This window comes from Streptomyces sp. NPDC050422, from assembly GCF_044458665.1.
Lineage (GTDB): Bacteria > Actinomycetota > Actinomycetes > Streptomycetales > Streptomycetaceae > Streptomyces.
In genome coordinates this window covers 1-26,109 of the sequence record NZ_JBITIE010000039.1, presented here as the reverse complement: position 1 = coordinate 26,109, position 26,109 = coordinate 1, and the positions used below count along the sequence as shown (strand labels likewise).

The window sequence follows — 26,109 nt, the reverse complement described above, 5'->3', positions numbered from 1 at the left end:
AGTTCACAACCCCCGTACGCAAGGACTCATCATGCCTCGCCTCACCCGTCCCGTCTGGGTCACTGGACTATCCGCCACCCTGATAGTCGGAACCCTGCTCTCGAGCCCGGCTTACGCGACTGCAGGAGCTCCGACCAACGACGCGAAGCTGGACTTCACCGCCCGGTTGACTATTGGCACGGACTACCGCGCCTGCACAGGTGCACTCGTGGATCCGCAGTGGGTGCTCACCGCGGCCAGCTGCTTCGCCGACGACCCCACTCAGGCCACCGCTCTGGCGGCCGGCAAGCCCCAGCAGCTCACCAGGGCCACCGTTGGCCGGGCTGACTCCACTGTCGCAAACGGCTACGTCCGGGAGGTCGTGGAACTCGTTCCGCGCCCGGGGCGCGACATGGTGATGGCCCGCCTCGACAAGGCTGTCCTGGACATCGTGCCAGTGCCGCTCGCCCCCACGGCGGCCGCCGTGGGGGACACTCTTACGGCCGTTGGTTTTGGGCGCACTAAGAGTGACTGGGTTCCCGTCCAACGCCACCAGGGAGCATTTACCGCCACCGCGGTCACTGCTTCGGACGTTAGCGTCACCGGCCAGGGTGACGCCGCTATCTGCGCCGGGGACGCCGGCAGTCCCTTGCTTCATGACAAGGGCGGCGCCCTTGAGCTCGTGGCCGTCAACAGCCGCTCCATGCAGGGAGGGTGCTTCGGCTCCGAGGCGACCAGCACGGATGCCTTGTTCTCCGCCGTCGACGCAAACTGGGTCACGCAGACTGTCAACCGCGACCTGGGAACCGGTGACCTGAGCGATCTGGTCGCCTCTGCCGACTTCAACAGTGACGGCCGTACCGATGTCGCCGCAGTGCTGGTTGACGGTTCGTTGCACGCCTTCTACGCCAAGCCCGACGGGACCTTGGAGTACGGCCGCGAATTGTGGAACGACAACACGTGGGGGCCGATGAAGCAGATCATCGGCGGTGACTTCAACAGCGACGGGAACGGCGACATCGCCGCCATCCGCAGCGACGGTTCCCTGAACCTGTACACCGGCACCGCCACCGGAATCCTCAACAAGTCCAAGCCGATGTGGCACGACACCTCGTGGAAGACCATTGAGCAGGTGACCCGGTACAAGTTCAACGGGCGTGATGGTCTAGTGGCCCAATGGGGCGACGGAAATCTGTACGGCTACTACACCGGCGTCGATGGTGTACTGACCGAAGAGAAGATCAAGATGTGGCCGGACGCCACTTGGGCCAAGACTCGGCTCACCGGCACCGCAGATATCAACGCTGACGGCCGCGACGACCTCACCGCGGTTCGCGATGACGGCAGCCTCAACTGGTACGCCGGCAAGGCCACGGGTGGGCTGGACTTGGCTAAGAAGCTGTGGCCCGACAACAGTTGGACCCCGATGAAGCGCATCATCGGCGGCGATTTCAACGGCGACAACAAGGGCGACATTGCCGCCGTCGGTGGCCAGTCAACTCTGGTCCTGTACACGGGAACCGGCGCCGGCGTCCTCAACAAGGGAATCGCCATGCGACCCGCCTCCTGAAGGTCGCTGTTTGAGTTGAGTTCGGCGCCTATTGAGTAGGTTCGTCGAATCGGGGGGGCGGAGCTGATTCCGGGCCGCGAGGCGCAAAGCGGCCCGGCAGCTCGGCCCTGCTGGAGTCGGGCGGTTATGTAATGAGTGAGCTGATTCCAACCTGTCTGCGATGTCCGCCAGTTGGGCGGCTCTGCAACGCGATGAAGCTCCTGGTAGGAGGTGTCACGACCAAGATCCACCGTGCCCCACCAGGAGCTTCGCGTGCTTGTCTACCCGTCGTCGATTGATCTGTCCAGCCGCACCTTGCGGTACCTGAGCGCTCGGCTGCATGCCCGGCGGTGGGAGATCGGGACGCGCCAGCGGCGTCTGCCCGCAGGACGACAGGCCCTGCTCGCCTTGGCTCACCTGCGGTGCGGCGATACCTATGCCCAGCTCGCCGCCGGGTTCCGCATCGGCATCGCGACGGTCTATCGCTACATACGCGAGGTAATCGACGTCCTGGCCGCCCTCGCCCCGACCCTGACCGAGGCGATGAAGACCATCCGGAGCAAGGCGTTCGTGATCCTGGACGGCACCCTCCTGCCGATCGACCGGATCGCCGCCGACACCCCGTACTGCTCCGGGAATCACAAGCGTCACGGCATGAACGTTCAGGTCCTCACCGATCCGTTCGGTCGGCTGTTGTGGGCGTCCCCCGCCCTGCCCGGGTCCGTCCACGACCTGACCGCCGCACGGACTCACGGGATCATCGATGCGCTCACCGCAGCGGAGCTGAAGTGCTGGGCGGACAGTGATGATGGGTGGTGGCGTCACCGACAGGTCTGTCCCTTGGGCTGACTGACCGGAATTCCGTGTCCTTGCCTTGATCCGTCGATCTGCCGGTGACGCCATCGCACGTGGCCGGCCAGGGGCATCGTGACTTCATAGCGCCTCTGTGTGTCAAGCGGCTTGAGCGAGGTGGTGTCGTTGGTCGCGTTTCATGATCCGGTAGACCACATTGGACAGGCGTCGTTTGAGCGCTCTGCGGGCTTCGGATGGTGTCTTCCCCTCAGCGATCTTGCGGAGGTAGTAGTCCTGCCCGCGCCCGCCGTCGCGGATCTGGCAGACGGCGATGGTGTGCAGCACCGAGTTCAACGCGCGGTTGCCACCGGTGTTGAGCCGGTGGCGGACGTTGTTGCCGCTGGAGGCGTCCAGGGGTGCGCTGCCCGTGTAGCTCGCGAAGTGGTGCTCGGTGGGGAACCGGCTGACGTCCCCGATGTGGCCGATGACCTTTGCGGCCAGCACGGTGCCCAGGCCCGGCAGGGTGGTCAGCGTGGTGCGGGTCGCGGCCACGTCCTCGCGCATTTCGGCTTCGTCGTCCTTGACCTGCCGGTCCAGTCGGCGCAGGTCAGCCAGCAGGTCACGGGCTATGTCCCGGCGGCAGTTGTCGGTGGCCGTGACCGGCCGGATGCCCTTCATCGAGGCGGCAGCCTTGTCGGCCGACAAGCCGGTGGGTGCCCCGCCGGGCAAGAGATCGCGAAGAACGGCGTGGAGGCGGTTGAGGACGCGGGTGCGCTCGTGAACCAGGTCGTCTCGCCGCTCGGTCAGCAGCCGCAGGATCGTGGTCTGGTCCTCCTGGACCACCGGATGCAAGTCCTGCCGGAACAGAGCGACCTGGGCGACGTGGAGGGCATCCGCGGCATCGGTCTTGCGGTCTCCGCCGGTGGCCAGGAGCCGGGCCCGAGCCGACAGGGTCGAGGGTACGTCGACGACGTTCTCACCCGCCGCGGCCAGTTGCTGGGCCAGCGAACGGCCGAGCCCGCTGGCGCCTTCGATGGCAAAGCGCCGCTCGGGCCACTGCGCACACCAGCGCATCAGCTGGCGGAAGGTCCTGGCATTGACGACGAACCGGCGCTGGGCCACCTGATGGCAGGCAGGGTCAACGGCGACGGCAGTGTGGGACGACTTGTGGGGATCGACACCGATCAGGATCACGGGATGCTGGCCTCGCACTCGAAGAGACAGGGACGGGAGTGCGGTCACTGCGTCACCTTCACGCCTCTGTCGAGCCACACCGCGCGGGTGTCGGCCGGCGGCGGCACGCTACCAGTGAGCCAACCCCAGCAGGGCGGCAATGAGCACTGCGGGCCCGTGCCGACCGACACCCTGGACGCTACGGCTGCAGACCGAGCATCTGGGCTCAATTGAACAAGTCAGGGAGTCTTGTGGCCGTAGGCCATCTTCTTGAGCCGGTGCCGCTCGGCAGCAGTCAGCGATATCGGGTGGGCAGCGGCCACGGGCATGGCAGACGGGCCGATCGGGAGAAGTGGATCAGTGCGTTGTGGCAAAGGGAGTCCCTGTTCGATGAGCAGGGACTTCTTCGTGTGCGGGGCATGGCCGCGGAGGGGTAGGGGCAGACAGCGGACGGCTTGTTGTCGATCGAGGAGGTTGCGATGCCGTCGGTGCTGGGGTTGATGGAGCGGCGTGAGGCGCGGGCGAGGCAGGAGCTGGAGTCCTGGACGGAGGTCCTCGAGCAGGCTCAGGCGGAGGTGGATGCCGCGCGGGAGCGGGTCGAGCGGGCCCGGGTGGGGCGTGAGGAGCTGGTGTCGGTGCTGGCCGAGGAGAGCGCGGTGAATACGCCGGTTTCTGTGCCGTCTGGTGGTGAGGTGGCTGCCACTGGGGGACCGAACGGTTCAGGCCCGGTGCATGGTGGGCGGCCGCCGGTGTGGCGGCCGGGCATCGGTGAGGAGGTGCTCAACGGCGTGTATCGGGAGGTGTTCGCCGCGGTGGTGGCCGCTTCGGGGCCGGTGAACGGGGTAGAGCTGACCCGGGCGGTGGGCCGGGAAGCGGAGATCAAGAACGAGGTGGAGAAGATCCGTCACCGTGCCTATGCGCTGGAGAAGCGGGGCTGGCTGCTGCGGGCGGAGGACGGACGGTTCATGCCGACGCCGGGAGCAGTCGCTCGGGACGCTTCTCCGGCCAGCGCGGAGCGTCTGCGGCCAGGCGCCGGGACAGCCTGATCACGGCGGCCCACCACACCATCTGGGCGTGGTGGTCAGGGCGGCGTTCGTGGTCGCGGTTGAGGCGGCGTGAGCGGGAGAGCCAGCTCAGCGTTCGCTCCACCACCCACCTGCGGGCCAGTACGACAAAGCCGCGTTGTCCGTCGGACCGGCGCACGACCTCGATCCGCACCCCGTGGCGGGCGAACGCCTTCGCCAGCGCCGGACCCTGGTAGGCGCTGTCGACCCACACCAGTTTCAGCAGCCGGCCCGGCTGTTCCATGAATGCCTCCAGCAGCGCCGGGGCGGCCTTGGAGTCATGCACATCCGCTGTGGTCACGGTGACCTCCAGGAGCAGGCCCTCTGTGTCGGTCAGGATGTGGCGCTTGCGGCCGTCACATGACTTGCCGCCGTCGTATCCGCGACTGTCCTCACCGACGGTTTCGGAGGCGTCCACCGACTGACTGTCGATGATCCCCCCACTGGGCTCGGCGTTGCGGCCTGAGCGTTCCCTCGCCGAGCGTCGCAGGCGTTCGTACAGCTCACGCACGTAGTCGTAGGACCGCCAGCGGCGGAAGAAATCGTAGACCGCCCGCCAGTACGGGAAGTCGACTGGCAGAGCCGTCCACTTCACACCGTTGTCGACGAGGTAGCGCACCGCGTCGAGTATCTCGCGATGGCAAAACGCCTCCGGGCGCCCGCCCCGCTTCAGGAGCCAGGCCGGCACCGGCATCACGGAGCGGACCTCGGCCCACTCCGCGTCCGTCATGTCACTCGGATAGCAGCCTGCCCGCCGCCCCGCAGCGATCGAACCGAACCGGTGCACGTAGCAGTCACACCCAAGGGTGACCGCAGTGGACGCAGGCACAGCAGAGATGGTCAACTCGTCCGACAACGGGCCTCCTTGCTCGTGACCGGCCTCAACAACCACGTCACTACCAAGGGGCCCGTTTCTCTATGCCCACGACCGCACCGGCATCTCTGTCCGAATGATCACCCCCACCGCGGGCTTCGAACGAGATCCGGTTTGTCACAACGCACTTAGCTTGAGATTTATCCTCGCTCGCTGCGTGTTCGAGCCGAGGTATGTCCGGGCGGTGGCTGGATGAGCTGAGGGCCGTGACGTGCAGACGACCGTTCAGGTTCACGGGGTAACTAACTCCCGGAACCAGAACGGCCGTTGACATGAGTATTGCGGACTGCCTGTGCGGTGTCGAACCGGCAGGAGCGCTTTCCCGCTTCCGCCTGGGCTACTACGCGTGCCTGTACCGGCGCGCGGACGCACTCTTCGAGCTGACTGATGCCGTGCTGTGTGCCGACGGGCCGGTGCGCTCACTGGTGGAGCTGGCGCTCGAGCCGGAGTTCCGGCGCGGACACGGCGCCCTGTACGACGCGGTCAACACCGGATGGGTGGAGACGGTGCGCCTGCGGGCCCTGCTGGCCACCGCCCCGGTGCCCAAGGGCGAGGACGGGCGTATCGTGCTGGCCGTGGACGTCACATCGTGGCTGCGACCGGACGCGGACACCAGCCCGGAACGCAGGTTCTGCCACGTCACCGGCTACGGCGCGAACACCGGACAGAACGTCCCGGGCTGGCCCTACTCCTTCGTCGCTGCCGTCGAGCCCGGCCGCACGTCCTGGACCGCCATCCTGGACGCGGTCCGCGTGACACCTGGCGACGATCTGACTGAGCTGACTGCCGACCAGCTCCGCGAGGTCCACGCCCGCCTCACCCACGCCGGCCACCTCGGCGAGGGTGACCCGGATGTGCTCGTCGTCCTGGACTCCGGCTACGACGCCACGCGACTGGCCTGGCTCCTGGCCGACCTGCCCATCGAGCTCGTGGCCCGTATCCGATCCGACCGCGTCTACTACGACGACCCCGGAGAGCCTGTCTACCGACCCAAGGGCGGCCGCCCCGCACGCCACGGCCGACGTCTCACCCTCGCCGCCCCCGACACCTGGCGTGAGGCCGACCTGCACACCCGCAACGACACCCACCGCTACGGGCCGGCCGCTGCCCACGGCTGGGACCGCATGCACCAGCAGCTCCAGCGCCGCGGCCCCTGGGCCACCGACGTTGATCCCGGCGAGGAACTGCCGATCCTGCACGGCACGCTGATCCGCCTCACCGTCCAGCGCCTGCCCACCGGCCGCCGCCCGAACCCGCTATGGCTGTGGTCCTCGCGCACCGGGACCGCCGCACGCCACCTCGACCGACTGTGGTCCGCCTACCTGCGGCGATTCGATCTTGAACACACCTTTCGGCTGTTCAAGCAGGTCCTGGGCTGGACCGCACCGCGCGTCCGCGACCCGGAGTCGGCCGACCTGTGGACCTGGCTCGTGATCGCCGCCTACACCCAGCTTCGCCTCGCCCGCCCCCTCGCGGAGGACCGCCGTCGCCCCTGGGAACGCCCCAAGCCCGCCCGGCAGTTGTCGCCCACCCGAGTGCGGCGCGGGTTTCGCCACCTCCGGCCCGGCATGCCCAGCCCGGCCGTCGTGAGCAAACCCACAACGCCGGGACCTGGTCGCCCTCCCGGCCGTCGCAACACATACCGCGCTCCACGCCCTGACGTGGGGCAACAACACCGGCACGGAGCCGAACACGACCATGAGGCCGTTTCGAATCCGAGCGGGCGAGGATAAATCTCAAGCTTAGTCGACCGATGCCCAGCCATGCGGGACCAACTGATCGGTGGATGGGTTCGGGACCCGCTCATCGAGCGGGTCGAGTCCCACCGGAAAGACTTCGTCGCTGCGGCCCGCGCAGCCGGCCTCACAGTACTGCCGGGCACTCAGCCCAGGGACCTTGAACGGTCGAGTTCTCCGCCTCGCCGCAACTGCGCATCGTGATGGCATGGGGCAGCCTTTCAGCGCGCGCCCCCGCACACGGGAAGCCCCCGCCGGCACCAGCCGGCGGGGGTGTTTCTCTCACACGCGTCTCACCAACTGCATGGACGCGTCTGGGCCACAGCGAGCTGACCTGGCCCTATGCGCCTCGCCTGGACCACCCTGGACCCCACAAGACGCGATCTGCAACCTGTGCCATGTTGTCGCGAGGGAAGGGCCCAGGATCAGGACTGGAGCGTCTTTTGGCCCGTCAAAGCGGTATTGCAGGGTGTTCGTAGTCGTCTCACTCACCCGACCACGCTCCCACGTCTCACATTTCTCTCACGACGGGGGTCGGAAGACCGGTCAGACCACTCCAGACATCCGCTGCCGTTCGGAGGTCTTCAACGTCCGGCTTCACGTACCAGTGCTTCGTCGTCCTGACGTCGGCGTGCCCCGCCCATCGCGCGAGAAGGTGGTCAGGAACCCCATGGTTCGCCAGGTAGGTGAAGCAACTCGCGCGGGCATCGTACAAACGTACCCGCCGCAGCGCGTTTCCGGCCATGACCTTGTACGCCTGCTCGCGCAACTGCCGCACGTCGAGCGGCGCCCCGAGGTCGTCCACCAGCACGTACCCGCTGGCCCTATATACCTGCCCCGCCACCAGCTTCTCGGCTGCTTGAGCGGCCTTGAAACTCCTGAGCGCTTCTCTGACGGGAGCAGGCAGCGGAAGGCTCCGCTCGCCGGCGAGCGACTTCGTGTCCTTCTCCACCACAGTCGTGTTCCGCATCAACGTTCGGGTGTTGGCAACGGCCAGGGTGGCTCGGTCCAGATCCAGATCTGCCCAGCGCATGCCGCAGACCTCTGCCGGGCGCAGCCCCATCAGCGAGAGAAGGAAGGGGGCGTAGAGGCGGTGGTCCTTCACGGCAAGCACGAAGGCACGGACCTCCGCGACACTCCAGGGCGGCACCTCTGCCTTGGCGCGCCGCTCGGCCTTGCGCACCTTCCGGGGGATCGTCACTTCCTGGGCGACATTCACCGCGACCAGGCCCCGTGTCACGGCCCGGTTGAGGGCCTCCTTCAGCCGCGTGAGGGACATCTCCACCGAGGTGACCCCCAACCCGGGCCCGGCCTTCGTGTCGCGTACCCGGCCCTCCCGAAGCGCCCACAGCATCCACGCCTCGACATCGTCCTCGGTGAGCTCCTGCAGCCGAATGTGCCCAAGCCTGCCCCGGACACGGTCCAGGGTCACCCTGTAGGTGGAGATCGTCGACGCTTCCAGGTCCTCCGCCTTCTTCGCGAGCCACTGATCGAGCCACTCGTTCACGGTCATCGTGTGGCGCGGCACCAGCGTTCCTTCGTGACTCCGCACCGTGATCCGCGCGTACTCGGTCTTCGCCTCCCTGAGCGTGCCGAAGGTACGGGTCAACTGCTTACGCTTCCCAGTGGCCGGATGGGTCCCGACGTCGACCACAAACCGGAACCGGACTTGCCCCTTCGCGTTCGGCGGCAGCTTCTTGATCGGATCAGACAGGATCACTCACTCTCCTAGGGGGGCGTGGAAATTCCACATCATCGAAGGCGCCGCTGCATTTCAGCGAAGGGCACCGCGGTCACCAGGGCAGCGGACAACGGCGCTCTCCCCGTCCGGGGTCTACGACGCCACCTGCTGCATCCGCCACGGCTCCGCTGCCAAGCACAGCCGAGTGCGAACACCCTCAATACTCGCGACGATCCCCGGTTTCGGTAACCGGAGATCGTCTGCTATGTACCACCTCGCGAAGCGTGAGCTTGCCCGTCGCAGTCATGCCGACTGCCCTCGCGAGAGGCCACATGGAACCGCAGGCCCGGGTCTGTACGGTGTGTGGGTCTTCAAAATTTTCGTAGGCGTTGATCGGTGCCACTGACCGTCAGTTGAGCAGGATGAGCTGGCGCAGGAGTGGGTGACCGGCACGGCCGTATCGTTGACGCTTGAGTAATTTGATCTTGCGGTTGATGCCCTCGGTGCGGCCGTTGTGGTGGGGCAGGGTTACGGCTGCGTCGGCGGCCGCGCGGTCGCGTTCCAGGCCGGTGGCGAAGGAGTGCAGGAAGGGCAGGTCTGCCGCTCGAGTCTGGGTGATCCATTTGGTCAGCTGCTCGGCGTTGCCCGCTGCCGGGACGAGGAGGCCGGCGAAGGCGCGGATCTGGTCGGTCAGTGCGGTCATTTCGGGGCAGGCGCCGGCAAGTTGGTCTCGCGTGGTGTGCTGCTTGTCGTCGAGGTGGTCGGGGTCGCGGGTGAGCAGGCCGGTGACCTTGCGGGGGGAGAGGGTGGCGTGGTCGGCCTCGACGCGGCCCTGGTTGATGTAGCGGACCAGGAGGTTGGCGCTGCCGGCGTAGCCCTGCTTGCGGATCTCCGCGAGCAGGTGGGTGATGGGGACGGCGGGGTCGTCCGTGCGGCGTTTGCGCAGGTGGTCGCGGTAGGGGTCGACGAGACTGGACCGGTAGACGGGAGCGCGGACCATGCGGTCCGGCTCGGCGCAGCGGGCGTAGCGTTTGACGGTGTTCAGCGAGACGCCCCAGGCGGCGGGCGCAGGCGAGCAGTCCGACTCCCTAATCGAGGAGGTCATGGACCTGCTTCCAGCGTTCCCGGGTGGTGGTGGCGCGCTTGCCTTCCGGCAGGGGTGGGCCGAACTTGCCCCAGCATGATGCGTGCCCGCCGACCTCTTTCAGGGCCGCCTGGGTCAGGCCGTGCCAGAAGTGCCAGCGGTCGCTGATCTGGACGATCGTCGGGGCGGCGTCGGTGGTGGCCTGGGCGAAGCCGCCGGAACCGTCCCGGCACACGACGCGGATGCCGGGATGTTCACGCAGCCACGCCGTGACCGTGGCCATCTTGCGGTCGGGCAACACCTCGACGCGTTGTCCGTTGTCGGCATCGATGATGATCGTCGCGTACCGGTGGCCCTTGAACAGGGCGAACTCGGTGTTGAAGCCGTAGGTGTGTGCGCCGTACACGGGCCGGTCGATCCCGCCGGCGCGCCCTTCGAAGAGGGTGCCGCACTTGTCGACGAAGAAGTTGTAGCCGATGTCGTTCCAGCCGTTGGATTTCACGTGGTACGTGAGGATGCCCCGGATCACGGAGGCGGACTCGGCGCAGGTGTAGTCGTTCGTTCCTGCCCTGTGGTGCACGAACACGGCCTTGGTGTCGGTGGTGTACGTGGGCGGGTCGGCGACCAGCAACTCGTCGGCACCCCACTCGGGGCGGGAGGTGATCGCAGGCACGCCGGCCGCCGTCGCCGTCGCGGCTGCGGCAGTGTTCGCGGTCCTGGCCCGGGGCGTCCCGCCGTCGGGGTCGACCAGATCGACACGCAGTCCGTCGGGGAGGCGGGTGCCCGTGATGCGGGCCTGGACACCGTCCGACGGCCCCACCCACAGGGGCTGGGTGCCGCCTCGTACGCCCGTGGCGCCGTGATCGGCAACCGACTCGGGGGGTGGACGTCGAGCTCGAGTGTCCGCCAGTCGCTCCAGGTGCGGGTCTCGCTGTCCCGGGTGCGCACCTGCGCCGAGCCGCCCAGCACCGCTGCCGGGTCGGACCAGGTGACACCGAGCATCCGGAACGGAGCGGTCGTGCGCGGGGTGAGGGCGCGGTGGCTCTGACCGGAGCCGGGAACAGTCACGGTGTGCACGGTGCCGGTGCGAGCGGGGGCAGCGGACGCGCTCGCCACCGCGACCCGGCCGTTGCTCAGCGCGACGCAGCTCAGCACGACGGCTGTCGCCACCACGAGGTGCCTGAGGCGCGGGACGGGGGTGGAGGGCTTCATGATTCTCCCTGTGCCGGCGCGACCGCGTCGGTGGTGTTCTCGGGGGCCGGCAGTTCGCCCTGGCAGGTGGCGCGTCCGTAGGAGCCGTAGGCGGTCGCGGTCTGGACGTGCCGTCCGCGCACGGCGAGGGCGCAACGGGCCTGTCCGCCGTTGGCATCGAGGGTGATCGTGACGATGGGCGCCCTGCCCAGGGGGACGCGCACGGTCTTCTTCCACGGCAGGGAGACCCGGCGGGCTACGACGGCCGTTCCGGACTCGCTGCGGGCCTGGTAGGTCAGGTCGGCGGCTCCCTTACCGGTGACCTCGTACGTCACCGAGGCCGTCGGCCGCTTCGGCTCGGCGCTCTGCTCGGTGTCGAGGACCCCGTACATGACCAGGCCGGCGCACGCGGCAAGGAGCAGGGCCCCGACAGCTATACCGCGCCGGTCGACGCGTCGGCCGGCCGCGCTCTCGGATTGCGGCGACTCCGCTTCCGGGGGTGCGGGATCCGGCGCTGGGCAGTCCGCCGCTGACGGCTCCGGTTCTTCGGTCGGTGGCATGCGGTGTCCCGGCTTTCCTGAGGCGTTGTTCGACTCCGCGCTATTGCTCAGCCGCGGGCCGGGCGGTTATACCTCAGGCGCAGTCCGCAATTCCACTGAGCGGAAATAGCGGGCGAATCACCCCCGAAATCGGGGGTGAACTGTCCGCATTGCGCAGTCACTTGACATGCCCACGGCCTGGTGACTAGACATCCCCCGCCCCCGGCGAGCGACAACTCGCGCGGGTGAACACCATGTTCACCAAGGGGTCCAATCGTGCATCCGGTCGGCCTGTGCCGACCGGCGGTTCGGCGTGTCCGCATTCCCTCTGGCGCCCGGCCTTTCGCGCGCACGAGGGCGCGGGGCGCCGTAAGGGAAAGGGAATCAGGACGTGAAAGTCCGCTACGGGAGACTCGTCTCCTGCATGGTCGTCGCCGCGGTGGTGAGTACGGGGCTGCCTCAGCTCGCCTACGCGGCTCCGGCCTCATCTGCCGGTCAGGACGATGGCAAGGGTGTCGTCGACACCATCAAGGGATGGTTCTCCGACGACGACGGCGAGGGCTCTCCGGGGCCTTCGGCGGGCGGAAAGCTGGCGATCCCAAGCCGTGAGAAGCTGCCGAAGGGGAAGGAATCCGCTGCGGTCCGGCGCGTCAAGGAACTGACGTCGCGGCGTACCGAGCACGCGCGGTTCTGGGAGTTGTCGGACGGCCGTGTTCAAGCCGAGGTTTCGGCGGTTCCGACCGGGTACGGGGCCGGCAAGGGAAAGACGAAGAACTGGAAGCTGATCGATACCGGTGTATCCGCCACGGATGCCAGGGGATTCGATTTCTCCAACACGTCCAATTCGGCGCGCAGCTGGTTCGGATCCGACCCCGGAAAGCTGCTGAAGTTCCAGGCCGGCCAGGACGGGCCCGCTGTCACCCTGGGACTTGAGGGTGCGGAGTCGAAGGCGGTGAGCCCGACGGCGAAGGGCTCCACGGTCACCTACAAGGACGTGGCCGCGGGCGGCGCGGATCTCCAGTACCAGGTGGGGCCGGGCCATGTGAAGGAGAACATCCTCCTGGCCAAGGCACCCACAGGCCCGGTGTCGTACACCTTCACCCTGGACGCGGGCGGTCTGACACCGAAGGCCCGCCAGGACGGATCCATCGCCCTGTACGGCGAACTGCCGAACACGCCGGTGATGACAATCCCGGCGGCGTACATGACCGACACCCGCAAGGACGCTTCCTCGCCCTACGGGCTCGCCTACAGCTCCCGGGTCGGCCAGAAGCTGGTGCGGGACGGCGACGCCTGGAAGATCGTCGTCACGCCGGACGCGAAGTGGCTGGCGTCGGGCACGCGCCAGTATCCGGTCACGATCGACCCGACGATCACCGTCACGCCGTCGGCGGCGCAGTCGCAGGACACGATGGTCCTGTCCGATCAGCCCTCGGTGAACTTCAACAACACCTGGAAGCTGTCCGCGGGCAAGACCGACACGGGCATCTCCCGCTCGCTGATCAAGTTCCCGATCAGCGAGATCCCGACCGGGACGAAGATCGACACGGCACGTCTGGAGATGTACTACGACCAGACGCACACCACCAACGCCAACGACGTCACCATGGAGGCGCACCGGGCGACGGGTGCCTGGGACGAGTCGACGGCGACCTGGGCCAACACCAGCGCCCTCTCCGGCGAGCTGTCGGGCACCACGTACCAGATCGACGACGGTGACACCGGCACGGCCGCGGTGGGCGAGTGGCCCAAGGCCGCCACGACCGGTGGTGCGGCCACCGGCGACGACTACGCGTACAACAAGAACGCCGCGACCGGCGAGACGTACACGTGGCAGCCGCAGATCCCCGAGACCGCGTCCTACCGGGTCGAGGCGCATGTCCCGCCCGCGTCCGACGCGGCGACCGCGGCGCCGTACACGCTCAGCCACCGCGACGGCACCGCGACCGGCACGGTCAACCAGACCGGGACCGCGGCAGCGTGGAAGCCGGTCAGCACCACGCAGTACTACTTCGCCCAGGGCAACGCGGGCAAGGTCGTCCTGGGCGACACCGGATCGTCCACCACGCGCAACATCGCCGACTCGATCCGGCTGGTGAACCCGGCCCAGATCGTCAAGGACACCGGCGAGTACAACGCGTGGCACAAGTTCCCGGTGACCGACACCGTCCAGAAGTGGCTCTCGGGCACCGCGGCAAACCACGGCTTCGTGCTCCAGGCCAAGGACGACACCACCGCGGCCACCCTGACCGGCGGCCCCCGCTACGAGGCGGGCGACGGCTCCACGTACGGCGACGAGACCGCCAACTTCCCGCGGCTCACCATCACCTACGGCAAGGTCGGCTCCGCGCTGAACTCGCCGACGGTCGTCCACGACACCGGCCCCGAGCTGAGCTGGTCGGCGTACTCGAACAAGTCCGGCGACACCGGCCAGGACATCGTCGAGTACCAGCTGCACCGCTCCACACAGCAGGTGTTCACCCCGTCCGCCGCGACCCTGATCGCCCCCGTGGACAAGGCCGCGACCGCCTACACCGACACCACCGCCACGCCGACACCGCCGACCTCGGCGGAGGAGATCAGCCGCACGTACTACTACCAGATCGCGGTGAAGACGAAGGACGGCTCGGTCATCGGGTCGCCCACCCGCGTGGTCGGCGTTCCGAAGTCCGGCCGCACCATGAAGCTGGTTCAGGGCACGGCCGGCGGGGTCACCGACACCACGCTCTCCTCCCAGCAGCCCACCACCAACCAGGACACCATCCAGTCCTTCGGCGTGGGCCAGAAGTGGCTCAGCGTCGGCAACAACTCCGGGACCTACGGAAAGACCCGTACCGCGCTGAAGTTCCCCACGGCTTCCATCCCGACGACGGCCACCGTCCTCGAATCCAAGCTGTACATGTGGGGCGCGGAGACCACCACGGGCACCAACGGTGCGATCTACGAGCTCCACGGTCTGACCAAGGACTTCGCGGAGACGACCTCGACGTGGAACAGCGCCGCCACCGGCACCGCGTGGACCGCGCCGGGCGGTGACTTCTCCGGCACCGTCTCCGACACCGTCGCACAGGTCGAGGAGGTCGGCCGCCACTGGTGGGACGCCACCTCCCTCACCCAGGGCTGGGTCAAGACGCCCACCAGCAACAAGGGCGCCCTGGTCAAGCTGAAGGACGAGACGACCACCGGGCCGCAGGAACGCACCCTGTTCCTGGCCTCGGAGGGCGAGGACCAACAGCTCGGCCCGCTGCTGCGCGTCATCTACGTGGACGCCACCACGGAGAACACGTACTACGCACCGCAGACTCCGGCCCGCATGACACCGAACTCCACGTACACGGTGGACATGACGGTCACCAACACCACCTCCGCAGCATGGGCGGCCGGTGAGCGGGTTCTCTCGTACACCTGGAAGCTCCCCGACGGCACCGACGTCACCACCGGCGGCAACCAGGTCCGGACCGCGGTCCCGGCCCTCGCCCCGGCGGCGTCGGCGACGGTCAAGGCGCAGGTCAAGACGCCGATCAACTCCGACTCGGGCAACAAGCGCACCGAGTACGTCCTGGGCTGGGACATCCAGAAGGTCTCCGACAGCACCTGGCTGTCCGCCGGAACCGGCGGCATACCGGCGCTGAAGCAGAACGTGGCGGTCGAGGACCCCACCTCCAACGCCCTGGGCCTGGAGAAGTTCTACGCCTACACCGGCAAGAACACAGGTGCCGGCTCGACCCTGATGTCGAACCTGGCCTCCGGCAACGCGGTGTGGACCTACAACGCATTCAACAACCCAGGCCGCGGCATGAACACCTTCGCCCGCTTCTCCTACAACTCGCTCGACACATCCGACACGGTCTCGGGTCCGGGCTGGTCGGCACAGCTCGCCGGCCCTGTCCGGCTCGGCGCGCCGATCGACTTCCACCCGAACCCCAACTCCAACGCGACCGAGATCCGGCTGCCCGACGGTGACGGCACGACCCACGTCTTCCGTAAGCAGGACGACGGCTCGTGGAAGGCGCCTGCCGGCGTCCACTACAAGATCACGATGAAGTCCGGTCTGGACTGCACGCCGAACAAGGACCCGATCCCGGACGCCTGGACGTTCACGCGCCCGGACGGCACCCGTTTCCTCTTCGGCTGCGATGGCTATCTGACGTCAGCGATCGACAAGAATGGCAACACCCAGCTCTTCACGTACGAGGAGCGCAAGTCCAACAACAAGCCGACGAAGTTCCTGAAGTACGTCACCGACCCGGCGGGTCGGCAGTCCCTGACGGTCGAGTACTACGGCAAGTCCGACGCAATCAGCGTCAAGAGCGTCGACCACGTCAAGTCGATGACAGACATTTCAGGCCGCACCCTCACCTTCGGGTACTCCACCGAGGGCCTGTTGGCCAAGCTGACCGACGGCGCGGGCTCAGGTAAGGAAAAAGCCTTCTCGTTCACCTACGACGCCACGCAGGGCAACAAGAACGTCAAGCTCGTCGACGTCCAGGACCCACGGCTACACAGCACGAAGGTGGACTACAACGCGCCGAAGGACGGCGACGACCCGAAGTACCACTGGTGGACGAAGACCATCACGGACCGGCTGGGCGGCACGACGGGCTTCGCGTACGCAGCCGATACAGCAAACACCAAGTTCCTCGACGCGACGGTGACGGATGGGGAGTCACACGCGACGAAGTACGTGGCGGACGACTTCGGACGTCCGGTAGCAGCAACAAACGCCAAGTCTCAAACAACCGAGATGAGCTGGGACGCCGACAACAACGTCACGTACATGGAGGAGGCGAACGGCGCGAAGATCGCCTACTGCTACGACCAGAAAACGGGATACCCGCTGTGGTCGCGCGACGCCGAGCACAACAAGTCCGGCGTGCCGGACCAGTCGGCGTGCGCGCCGGGCTCGTACCCGGCCGATTCGCAGCAGTACACCTACCAGACCCGGCTCGACGGTTTCAGTGCCGACCTGTTCACCAAGACGTCCCCCGAGGGCCGCAAGTGGCAGTTCGGCTACGACTCGTTCGGGAACTTGAAGACGGTCACGGACCCGAAGGGTGTCGAGTCATCGACGACTGGTGACTACACGGCGTCGTACACCTACGACTCCTACGGTCAACTCACCAAGGCCACTGACGCCAACCAGCACTCCACGATCTACAGCGACTTCGGGTCTACGGGCTACCCCAACACCATCACCGACGCTCTGAGCAAGTCGACGACATTCGTCTATGACGAGCATGGCCGGGTGAAGCAGGTCACGGACGCGCTCGGCAAGAAGACGACGCAGAACTACGACGTCTTCGGCCGTCTGATGGAGGCCACCACGCCGAAGGCCGCGGGCGTGGACATCACCACTCCGGCTCCCGAATATGACGCCAACGACAACGTCACCAAGGTGACCGCACCCGACGGAGCTGTCTCCACCGGGGTGTACGACAACGCGGACGAGGTCACCTCGGCGACGGCCCCGGCGAACAACAACACGGTCGCGCGGGCGACGTCGTACACATACGACAAGGTCGGCAACCTGAAGACGACGACCGAGCCCAAGGGCACGGCGACGACCTCGAACGCCACCGACTACGTCACCGCCAACACCTACGACACCATCTACCAACTGACCGATGTGACCAACGCGGACGGTGACAAGGTCTCCTACGGCTACGACAACGTCGGCAACGCCACCACGGTCATCGACCCGAAGAAGAACGCCACCGCCGACACCACCGACTACACGACGAAGACCGATTACGACCTGAATCACCGGCCGGTGAAGGCCACCGATACGGCGGGCAAATTCACGCAGCAGGGCTACGACAAGGACGGCCTGACGGTCTCGACCACCGACAAGGAGAACAACACCACCACCATCACCTACGACGCACGCGGCAAGCAGACCGAGGTCAAGGCCCCCTACGACGGCAGCAAGACGCGGTCGACGAAGTACGAGTACGACCAGGTCGGCAACGTCACCAAGGTCATCACCCCGCGGAGCACAGCAGCCGGCTCGACGGAGGCATTCACCTCCCGCACCGAGTACGACGCGCTGAACCGCCCCGTCAAGCAGTACCAGCCCTACGACCTGGCGGACGCCCGCTACAACAAAAACAACGTCTACACCCGCACCGACTACGACGAGGTGGGCAGGGTCAAGACGACGTCGCTGCCGCCCTCGGACGGTGAGACGGTCCGCAACGACACCACCTACGCCTACTACGACAACGGGTGGGTGAAGAAGTCCACCGACCCGTGGTCGATCGTCACCGACTACGACTACACCGACATCGGGAAGCAGAAGGCCCGCACGATCTCGGCTGCGGACGGTTCCTCGAACCGGACCATGACGTGGTCGTACTACCAGGACGGCTCACTGAAGTCGAGAGCGGACGACGGCGTCCCGGTCGGCCAGAGCGTGGTCCTGACCGACAACTCAGACACCCAGAACACCGCCTCCACCGGCACCTGGACCAAGGCAGACGTCACCGGCCAGCAGGGCTACAACCACGCCACGCACGCAGCCGGTTCAGGCTCCGACGCGTTCACGTGGACGCTGAACATCCCCGCAGACGGCTCCTACTCGGCGTACGTGAAGTACCCGAAGGTGACCGGTGCCACCACGAGCGCGAAGTACACGCTCAGCCACGGCACCACCACCGAGACGTCCGTCACCAAGGACCAGACAGCCAACAACGGCACCTGGGTCAGCCTGGGCACCTACACCCTCAAGCAGGGCGAGGACAGCAAGCTCAAGCTCGACCAGTCCAGCACCGGCATCTCGGTCGCCGACGGCGTCAAACTGGTCCGCAACAACTCCGGTGACACGGACAACGAAAAGAAGAACTTCGCCTACGCCTACGACCTCAACGGCAACCTGACCTCCATCGACGACACGTCGTCCGGAGCGAAGATCGACGCCTACACGGTCACCTACAGCAGCCTCAACCAGGTCCAGAAGGTGGTCGAGACACTCGCCGGCCAGGAGAAGAAGGCCACGTCGTACACCTATGGCGCCGACGGCCAGCCGGAGACGATCACCCACCCCGACCAGTACTCGAAGTACACCTACGACCTGCGTGAGCTGGTCAAGACGGTCTCGGTCGGCAAGAACGCGGACGACGCTGCCCCGAAGGTCACGTCGTACACGTACACCGACCGCGGAATGAAGCTCCAGGAAACCAAGGGCAACAAGAACACCGTCGACTACACCTACTTCCCCGACGCGTCGCTGAAGACGTCGACGGAGAAGAAGCCCGACGGCACGACGCTCGTCGCCTCGCACACCTATGCCTATGACCCCAACGGGAACAAGGCGCAGGACATGACGAAGAAGATGAACGCCGACGATCACGCGGCGTATCTGTCTTCCACCACGGACTACAGCTATGATCCCGCCGACCGTCTCGCCAAGAGCGTCAAGACCGGCACCGGCGCGAGCACGGAGTCGTACGTCCACGACGACAACGCCAACGTCATCAGCCAGACCGTCGAGAACGTCACCACCAATTACGGTTACGACCGCAACCGGCTCCTGTCGGCCACGGTGGCCGGCGGCCCCACGGCGAACTACACCTACGACTCCTTCGGCCGGGCGGAGTCCACGACCAGCGGCGGGAAGGTCATCGAGCGGAGCGTGTACGACGGCTTCGACCACGTCATCGAGTCGCAAAAGGCCGACGACACAGACGCGTTGAAGTCGACGAAGTACACCTTCGACCCACTGGACCGCACCGCCTCGAAGACGGCTGACGGCAAGACCACGGACTACAACTACCTCGGAATGTCGAATGAGGTCCTGGACGAAAAGGTCGGCAGCGAGCTGACCAAGTCCTACCAGTACAGCCCGTGGGGCGAACGCCTCTCCCAGATCAAGCACAACACGGACGGGACGAGTGAGGACGGCTACTACGGCTACAACAGCCACACCGACGTCGAAACGCTGACCGACAAGAACGGCGACACCAAGGCCACCTACGGCTATACCGCCTACGGCAACAGCGACGACTCCCAGTTCACCGGAATCGACAAGCCCGACACCGCCGACCCCACCAAGGAGGACTACAACCCCTACCGGTTCAACGCCAAGCGCTGGGACGCCAACTCCGGCACGTACAACATGGGTTTTCGGGGCTACGACCCGGGTCTCAACCGCTTCACCACGCGGGACATGTACAACGGGGCGCTAGCCGACATGGGGCTCGGAACCGACCCATACACCGGAAACCGGTATGCCTTCACCGGCGGAAATCCGATCAACCGCGTTGAGATCGACGGTCACGACTCCTGGGTCACCGACGTTCTCGAGGAGGCCGTAGAGACGGTCACCAAGGCGGCCGAGAGCCAGGCCGGTCGGAGCATATGGGATACAGCGAAGACTGCAGGCAAGCGGAATCTGGTGGGCGCGGCAATCAGCACAGCGATAGATATCTGGAACGGAGACGACCCGCTCCACGCACTCGTATGTTCGGCTGGGTGCGCAAAGATGAACACCCGCAACTTCACGGATCGCTTCAGGTGCGATTCCCAGCCGAGAGAAGAGCGGTACGTTTATTTCCCGCTCATGAACGGGAACGCCACAGGGGCGACAGCCCTTATGTGCCCCAGCGACCTCAAGCCGCCGCGATCGCGCGACACAGATGATGTGTTCACCCCGCAGGGGTTCCCTGTCGGGATGAGGGACTCGAAAGGCAGGGCTCTCTTTAACCGGTCTCACATCATCGGAGACAGGTTCAACGGGGCAAACATCCCGGAAAACATCTTCACGGGATACCGGCGCTTCAACGTAAGCGGAATGAAAGTGTGTGAGAACAGAATGGCGGACGCCCTCGCCACGGAACCCGTCACATACGGTGCAGTCCTCGAGTATGGCGATCCGAACGTGGACCGGCCGACTGCGATCACCATGACGGCATCGACCCCAACGCGTAATCTGTTCAGAGTACGGATAGAAAACAAGAACGTAAATGGAGGTGGCTGTTGAGTATCGAACTCCTAGAGGCTGCGCTGCCGGGACTGGTCGCGCAGCGTCTCGAGGTACCCAGGCGCATCGATTGGCAGGTGGTCTTCGACGGGTTGGGGACTCCACTGCCAGACGAGTACATCACTTTGGCAGAGTCGTACCCTCGCCTGGAGATCGGGCACTGGCTTACCGTGACGTCGCCGGCCCCAGGTGACGAAACGGGATTCGTCGAGGAGGCCAGAGAGGATATCGCCGTTGCCGAGGATATGGCACAGAAGGAAATGTTCGGGGGTTACCCTGCCTTCCCGGAATCGGGAGGGTTGCTGGTGTGGGGCGCCTCGATAGACGGAGACGAATTCTTCTGGCGCACACAAGGACAGCCCAACGAATGGACAGTCGTTGTGGCCGGGAGGAATGACGACTGGTTCCACTACGAGGGTAGCCTCTCGAGCTATCTCGCCTGGCTGTGCTCTGGAACGGCCACACCGCATGGGATCCCTCCGAACTTTCCGGGACCTGAACCCGTAATTTCCGTCGGCTAAAGGGCTCAAGAATCGCCCCGTAGCGGATGATGGCGTCGGGGCCCGCTTCCATCAGAGAGCGGGCCCGACGGCTTCGGGCTGGTCCGATCCACTCCCGATGGCACGGACAAGAGAAGAAGAAATTCTCCTACGACTACAATCTAACCTCGATCTTTCGTGACGGTCCGTCGGTTTCTTCGGCGGGCCGTTTCGGTTGTGCGGGCTGGTGGTGGCCATGCTGATGGCCCGGCTGTCGCGTCAGGTGGGCGCCGGCTTCCACGGCTCCGATCGGGGTGGTGCTGCTCACAGGGGAGGTGACTGGCTGGTCAGCCCGGGTTCGGGAGAGCTTCGAGCCGGGCGATGGCGTCAGTTCAGGGCCAGTGGCGTGCGCATCTCAGGTGCCGACGACGGGCGACTGTTCAGCGTGCGGATAGAAAACAAGGACGTAAATGGAGGTGGCTGTTGAGTATCGAATCACTAGAGGTTGAACTGCCGGGTCTGGTGGCTCAGCGTCTCAAGGTTCCAAGGCGCATTGACTGGCAGCTGGTTTTCGACGGGTTGGGGACTCGCCTTCCGGACGACTATGTCACTTTGGCGGAGTCGTACCCTCGACTGAAGATCGGGCAATTCCTCTATGTGACGTCGCCACTCCCAGGAAGCGAGGCGCGATTCATTGAAAGAAAGACAGAGGATCTTGCTGGTGCCGAGGGTATGGCACAGAAGGGAATGCTCGGTGGCTACCCTGTGTTCCCGGAACCGGGAGGGTTGCTTCAGTGGGGCAGCTCGATAGACGGGGACGAGTTCCACTGGCGTACAGAAGGGCAGCCCAACGAATGGACGGTCGTTGTGGCTGGCCGGAATGGCGACTGGTACCACCACGCGGGCAGCCTCTCGACCTATCTCGCCTGGCTGTGCTCAGGGGCGGCCGTACCGCATGGGATCCCTCCGGACTTCCCGGGACCAGAACCCGCAGTTTCGGTCGGCTAAAGGGCTCAAGAATCGCCCCGTAGCGGATGACGGCGTCGGGGCCCGCTTCCATCAGGGAGCGGGCCCGACGGCTTCGGGCTGGTCCGATCCACTCCCGATGGCACGGACAAGAGAAGAAGAACTTCTCCTACGACTACAATCTAAAGGTAATCTGACCTGCGTCGAATACACCTCATAAATTTACGACCCCACCAATGATTGAGGATCGTCAGCCACCCGGATCAGCACTCCAAGTACACGTGTCATCCGCGTGAGTTGGTCAACACGGTATCGGCCGGCGCGTCGCCCTCGGTCGCCTCGCCGCAGGTAACGTCGTACAAGTACACCGACCGCAGGCTGGGCGGTGACATCTCCAGAACCGTCGAGCAGGTCGAGGAGGTCGGCCGCCACTGGTGGGACGCCACCTCCCTCGCCCAGGGCTGGGTCACAACACCCCACAAAAACAAGGGGCACTGGCGTTTGCCCCCGTTTGTGAAAATCTCTTGAGAGGTCAGCTCGTGGGATCTGGCATGGAGGTGTCGTGGTGGGTGCAGCCCGGTATTCGGAAGAGTTCAAGCAGGACGCGGTCAAGCTGGTGGCCTCCACCGGCCGATCCATCAACTCCGTGGCCAAGGACCTCGGCTTCAACACCGAGTCCCTGCGAAAATGGGTACGTGCGGCCGAGGCTGCCCAGGCCGGCGGGGGTGGTGGAGGTGGTGAGCCGATGACGCCGGCGGAGCGGGAGGAGCCCAGCGTCGCGGCTTGCGGATGAGCCTGAATCGGTCGCTCCTTCGAGCGAATGCAGCCCGAACAGCCCACCCCTTTCCGCTACCGCTGACAGCATCCGCCCCGTCAATGAAAGCCATGATCAAAGGTGGTCCCCTTGAAACGGCCGGTCAATGAGGGGCAGCTCTCGGTGCTGCAGTGGGTGGGAGCGGGATGTCCTGAGGACGTGTGGGAGACAAGCTCCTACAAGACCACCTGTCAGGCATTACAGAACCGGGGCCTGGTCACGGTCTCCCGGAAAGGCGGGCAGTGGAGCGTCGTCCTGACGAGTGCAGGCCAGCACTACCTCTCCCACGGCACGTACCCTCCCCCGGGATCGCGCCCGCGCACAACCAAGGCCACCGCTCCACAACGCACGTCACCCCGGCCAGAACACGCTCCGGCCGTCGAGCGAAAGCCAAGTCCTCCCAAGCATGATCGCGTGACGTTCACGGAACAGCTGCTGCAGGAGCTCGCGGACGCCGATGGCCGGATCGTCAAGACCACCACCAACCGGGACTCTGTGAACTGGCCGTCCCGGATCGCGGCCGCTCGCAGATCGACAAAGCTCCCGAAGACAAAGGAGCTGCACGGAGGCTGGTGCCGTGACGGATACGAAATCAAGCTCGTCGACACCCCCGCCTGGCGCTTTGCCGTCCTCGCCCCTGTCCCTGTCCCCTCCCGGCTCACTCGGCTGCACAGCGTGGTCCGGGCCATGCAAAACGAACCCCGATCGCTGGGCCTGACCAAGCCCGTCCAAGCACGTGCCCTACGACTCATCCAGGCACTGATCACCGCCACCGAGTCCGCCGGACACGCCTGCTCCGCGGAACGGCCGGGCTCCGCACCCCCGTCTCACCACCGCCGCAGCGCGTCTCCCCACTTCACCATCACCGCGCAAGGGCTCACGGTGGGGTTCGTCGTCCAGCAAGAACAGGACCGGACCGAGCATGTCGCGACCGAGAAGGAACTCGCCGAAGCCCAGAAGCACTCCTGGATCAGAATCCCCCGCTTCGACTACACCCCGTCCGAACGCCTCCGCTTGGTCCTGAGCGGCGGCCAGCCACACCGGGCGAGCGAATGGGCCGACACCCCCGGCCGCCCCCTCGAAGAGCAGCTTGCCGAGATCGCCCAAGAAGTCACACTCCGCGGCGAAGCCGCCGAACGCCAACGCCAGGAGGAACTCGAGGCAGCACGCCACAAGCGCCTCCGCTGGCAAGCCGCCATGGAGAAGGCCCGCGTCCAGTACGCCGAGACGTACCGCGTCAGGCACTTCGAGGCGCAGGAGGCGGCCTGGCGCCACGCGACCCGACTGGCCGAGTATGTGACCGCCATGCGCGCGCGAGTCGAGACCATGCCCCCAGGCGAGACCAGAACCGAAGCCGACGCATGGATCAACTGGGCAGAAGCCACCACAGAACGCATCGACCCGCTGAACACGCCACTCCGGATGCCCCTCATCCCCGAACCACAAGCCAACGACCTGAAACCGTTCCTCGGACACTGGAACCCCTACGGCCCCTGACACGAAACCCTCCTGGCGCCAGCCCCAGCCGAACGCGCCAGGCGTTCAAGTACGGTCGAACTCGCGGCGAAGCCCCACCAGAGCGCTCCAGTGGGGCCTCGCCCCACCCCGGCTTCAGGCGAGGCCCCGCCTGGCCCATCAGCAAGTCCCTCGCCCTATCACCGATGCCGTCACGCACGTCCTGTCACGCGCCTGTCACCAACACCGTCGACGCACCTGGACCACCAAGTCCAAACCCGCGTGAACAGCATCGAATTGGACCACGTGGACACCAGAAGACGGCTATGCCCACCTGTGCCATGTAGCACCGAGGGATGTGCCCATGACGAGGACCGGGGCGTCTTCTGGCCCGTCAAAGCGGTATTGCAGGGGTTCAACGTTCTTCTCACTCACCCACTCACGCTCCCACATCTCACATTCACTCCGAGAGCGGGGGCGGGACACTCGCCAGTTCTCCCCACGTATCCGCCGCCGACCGTAGATCCTCCACATCCGGCTTCACGTACCAGCGCTTGGTCATGCGGACGTCGGTGTGCCCGGCTCAGCGGGCAAGAAGATGATCCGGCACCCCTTTGTTCGCCAGATACGTGAAGCAACTCGCACGGGCGTCGTACAAACGCACCCGGCGCAGCGAATTCTCGGCCATGACCTTGTAGGCGCGCTCACGCAGCTGCCGCCCGTTGAGTGCCCTGCCGAGCCCGTCCACGAGCACGTACCCGCTGTCCTCGTACCTCTCCCCCGCATCGAGCTTATCGGTGACCTGCGCGGCCTTGAAGTCGGCGAGAGCCTCGCCCACCAGGTCAGGCAGGGGGAGCTGACGCTCCCCGGCAAGGGACTTGGTGTCTTTTTCGACCACGACCTTGTTGCCCATCAGGGTCCGGGTCCGGTTGACGGTCAGAGTGGCCCCGTCCAGGTCGACGTCGGCCCAGCTCATTCCGCAGATCTCCGCCGGCCGCAGACCCATCAGCGACAGGAGGAAGGCGGCGTACAGACGGTCGTTCTTGACCGCATCCACGAACGCGCGCACCTCCTGGAGGTTCCAGGGCGGGATCACGGTCTTCGCCCGCCGCTCCGCCTTCCGATGGTTGCGAGGGACCTTCACCTCCCGGGCAACGTTCACCTCGACAAGGCGCCGAGCAACCGCCCGATCGAGCGCCTCCTTCAACCGCGCCAGCGACATCTCGACCGAGGCCACCCCCAAACCGGTGCCCGCCTTGCCACCTCGCGCCCGGCCCTCGCGCAGCGCCCACTTCATCCACGCCTCGACATCGTCCTCAGCGAGTTCCTGGAGCCGGATGTGCCCGAGCATTCCCCGAAGACGCGCCAGAGTCATGGTGTAGCTGTAGACGGTGCTCTCCTCCAAGTCCGCCGCCTTCCTGGCCAGCCACTCATCGAGCCACTCGTCCAGTGACCTGGCATCGAACGGCACGGCCGCGTCCTCGTAGCGGCGGTGCGTGATGTGCGCGTACTCGGCCTTCGCCTCCCTCAGCGTCCCGAAAGTGCGGGTCACCTGCCGCCGCTTCCCAGACGAGGGATGAGCTCCTACGTCGACCACAACCGGTACCGGACCTTCCCCTTCTCATCAGGGGAAAGCTTCTTGATCGGAACAGACACGACTTTGAACCGTTCCGGGTTCGGTAGAGACTCGATTCCGTGAAAGGATTGAGTCATGGCACGCCCCTCCTCCTATCCCCCTGAGCTGCGCAAACGAGCG

General features: G+C 66.0%; 15 protein-coding genes and 1 pseudogene. 9 read left to right on the top strand and 7 right to left on the bottom strand.

From position 1 onward, the window contains the following. Positions 1-31 precede the first annotated feature (31 nt). Entirely contained in the window at positions 32-1,549 is a 1,518-nt protein-coding gene (locus ACIBJG_RS37265; protein WP_399314591.1) for a trypsin-like serine protease, read from the top strand. Between the two features lie 252 nt (positions 1,550-1,801). Beyond that, positions 1,802-2,329: pseudogene (locus tag ACIBJG_RS37260) on the top strand (transposase family protein); the annotation flags it as partial. A 150-nt stretch (positions 2,330-2,479) separates the two neighbouring features. Here the strand turns inward: ACIBJG_RS37260 and ACIBJG_RS37255 are convergent. Then, positions 2,480-3,562, bottom strand: coding sequence for an IS110 family transposase (locus ACIBJG_RS37255; protein WP_399314589.1), 1,083 nt, complete (start codon positions 3,560-3,562; stop codon positions 2,480-2,482). A 389-nt stretch (positions 3,563-3,951) separates the two neighbouring features. Between ACIBJG_RS37255 and ACIBJG_RS37250 the strand changes: the two genes are divergently transcribed. Then, positions 3,952-4,539, top strand: a complete 588-nt coding sequence (locus tag ACIBJG_RS37250; RefSeq protein ID WP_399314588.1) for a hypothetical protein — start codon at positions 3,952-3,954, stop codon at positions 4,537-4,539. Here ACIBJG_RS37250 and ACIBJG_RS37245 read toward each other — a convergent pair. Next, the gene (locus ACIBJG_RS37245) at positions 4,457-5,287 is read right to left on the bottom strand and encodes an IS5 family transposase (protein WP_399314587.1); all 831 of its coding nucleotides are present in this window, start codon (positions 5,285-5,287) and stop codon (positions 4,457-4,459) included. The genes ACIBJG_RS37250 and ACIBJG_RS37245 overlap by 83 nt on opposite strands. Before the next feature lie 416 nt (positions 5,288-5,703). On the opposite strand from ACIBJG_RS37245, the gene ACIBJG_RS37240 reads away from it, so the two are divergent. Beyond that, positions 5,704-7,164 carry an NF041680 family putative transposase gene (locus ACIBJG_RS37240; RefSeq protein ID WP_399314586.1) on the top strand — a complete coding sequence of 487 codons (1,461 nt, stop codon included), beginning with the start codon at positions 5,704-5,706 and terminating at the stop codon, positions 7,162-7,164. A gap of 514 nt (positions 7,165-7,678) precedes the next feature. Here ACIBJG_RS37240 and ACIBJG_RS37235 read toward each other — a convergent pair. From ACIBJG_RS37235 to ACIBJG_RS37220, 4 genes are all read right to left on the bottom strand, one after another. Continuing rightward, positions 7,679-8,887 (bottom strand): tyrosine-type recombinase/integrase, encoded by a 1,209-nt coding sequence (locus ACIBJG_RS37235; RefSeq protein WP_399314585.1) that lies wholly within the window; start codon positions 8,885-8,887, stop codon positions 7,679-7,681. 370 nt (positions 8,888-9,257) lie between these two features. Beyond that, the gene (locus ACIBJG_RS37230) at positions 9,258-9,953 is read right to left on the bottom strand and encodes a transposase (RefSeq protein WP_399314583.1); all 696 of its coding nucleotides are present in this window, start codon (positions 9,951-9,953) and stop codon (positions 9,258-9,260) included. Then, entirely contained in the window at positions 9,937-10,752 is an 816-nt protein-coding gene (locus ACIBJG_RS37225; protein ID WP_399314581.1) for a transposase, read from the bottom strand. Before ACIBJG_RS37225 ends, ACIBJG_RS37230 begins: the two co-directional genes overlap by 17 nt. A 388-nt stretch (positions 10,753-11,140) precedes the next feature. Further along, positions 11,141-11,683 (bottom strand): hypothetical protein, encoded by a 543-nt coding sequence (locus ACIBJG_RS37220; RefSeq protein WP_399314579.1) that lies wholly within the window; start codon positions 11,681-11,683, stop codon positions 11,141-11,143. A 403-nt stretch (positions 11,684-12,086) separates the two neighbouring features. On the opposite strand from ACIBJG_RS37220, the gene ACIBJG_RS37215 reads away from it, so the two are divergent. The 5 genes from ACIBJG_RS37215 (at position 12,087) to ACIBJG_RS37195 (ending at position 24,395) form a co-directional block, all read left to right on the top strand. Further along, complete coding sequence (locus ACIBJG_RS37215; protein ID WP_399314610.1) at positions 12,087-20,639, top strand: DNRLRE domain-containing protein; 8,553 nt, start codon at positions 12,087-12,089, stop codon at positions 20,637-20,639. Next, positions 20,636-21,160 (top strand): SMI1/KNR4 family protein, encoded by a 525-nt coding sequence (locus ACIBJG_RS37210; protein ID WP_399314577.1) that lies wholly within the window; start codon positions 20,636-20,638, stop codon positions 21,158-21,160. Before ACIBJG_RS37215 ends, ACIBJG_RS37210 begins: the two co-directional genes overlap by 4 nt. Positions 21,161-22,324: 1,164 nt before the next feature. Continuing rightward, on the top strand, positions 22,325-22,612 hold the full coding sequence (locus ACIBJG_RS37205; RefSeq protein ID WP_399314576.1) for a hypothetical protein: 288 nt from the start codon (positions 22,325-22,327) through the stop codon (positions 22,610-22,612). A gap of 34 nt (positions 22,613-22,646) precedes the next feature. Continuing rightward, positions 22,647-22,877, top strand: a complete 231-nt coding sequence (locus ACIBJG_RS37200) for a transposase (protein ID WP_399314574.1) — start codon at positions 22,647-22,649, stop codon at positions 22,875-22,877. A gap of 435 nt (positions 22,878-23,312) precedes the next feature. Continuing rightward, complete coding sequence (locus ACIBJG_RS37195) at positions 23,313-24,395, top strand: hypothetical protein (protein ID WP_399314572.1); 1,083 nt, start codon at positions 23,313-23,315, stop codon at positions 24,393-24,395. Positions 24,396-24,936: 541 nt separating this feature from the next. On the opposite strand, the gene xerC is transcribed toward ACIBJG_RS37195, so the two are convergent. Continuing rightward, positions 24,937-25,905 carry a tyrosine recombinase XerC gene (gene xerC / locus ACIBJG_RS37190; protein WP_399314569.1) on the bottom strand — a complete coding sequence of 323 codons (969 nt, stop codon included), beginning with the start codon at positions 25,903-25,905 and terminating at the stop codon, positions 24,937-24,939. Positions 25,906-26,109: the final 204 nt, after the last annotated feature.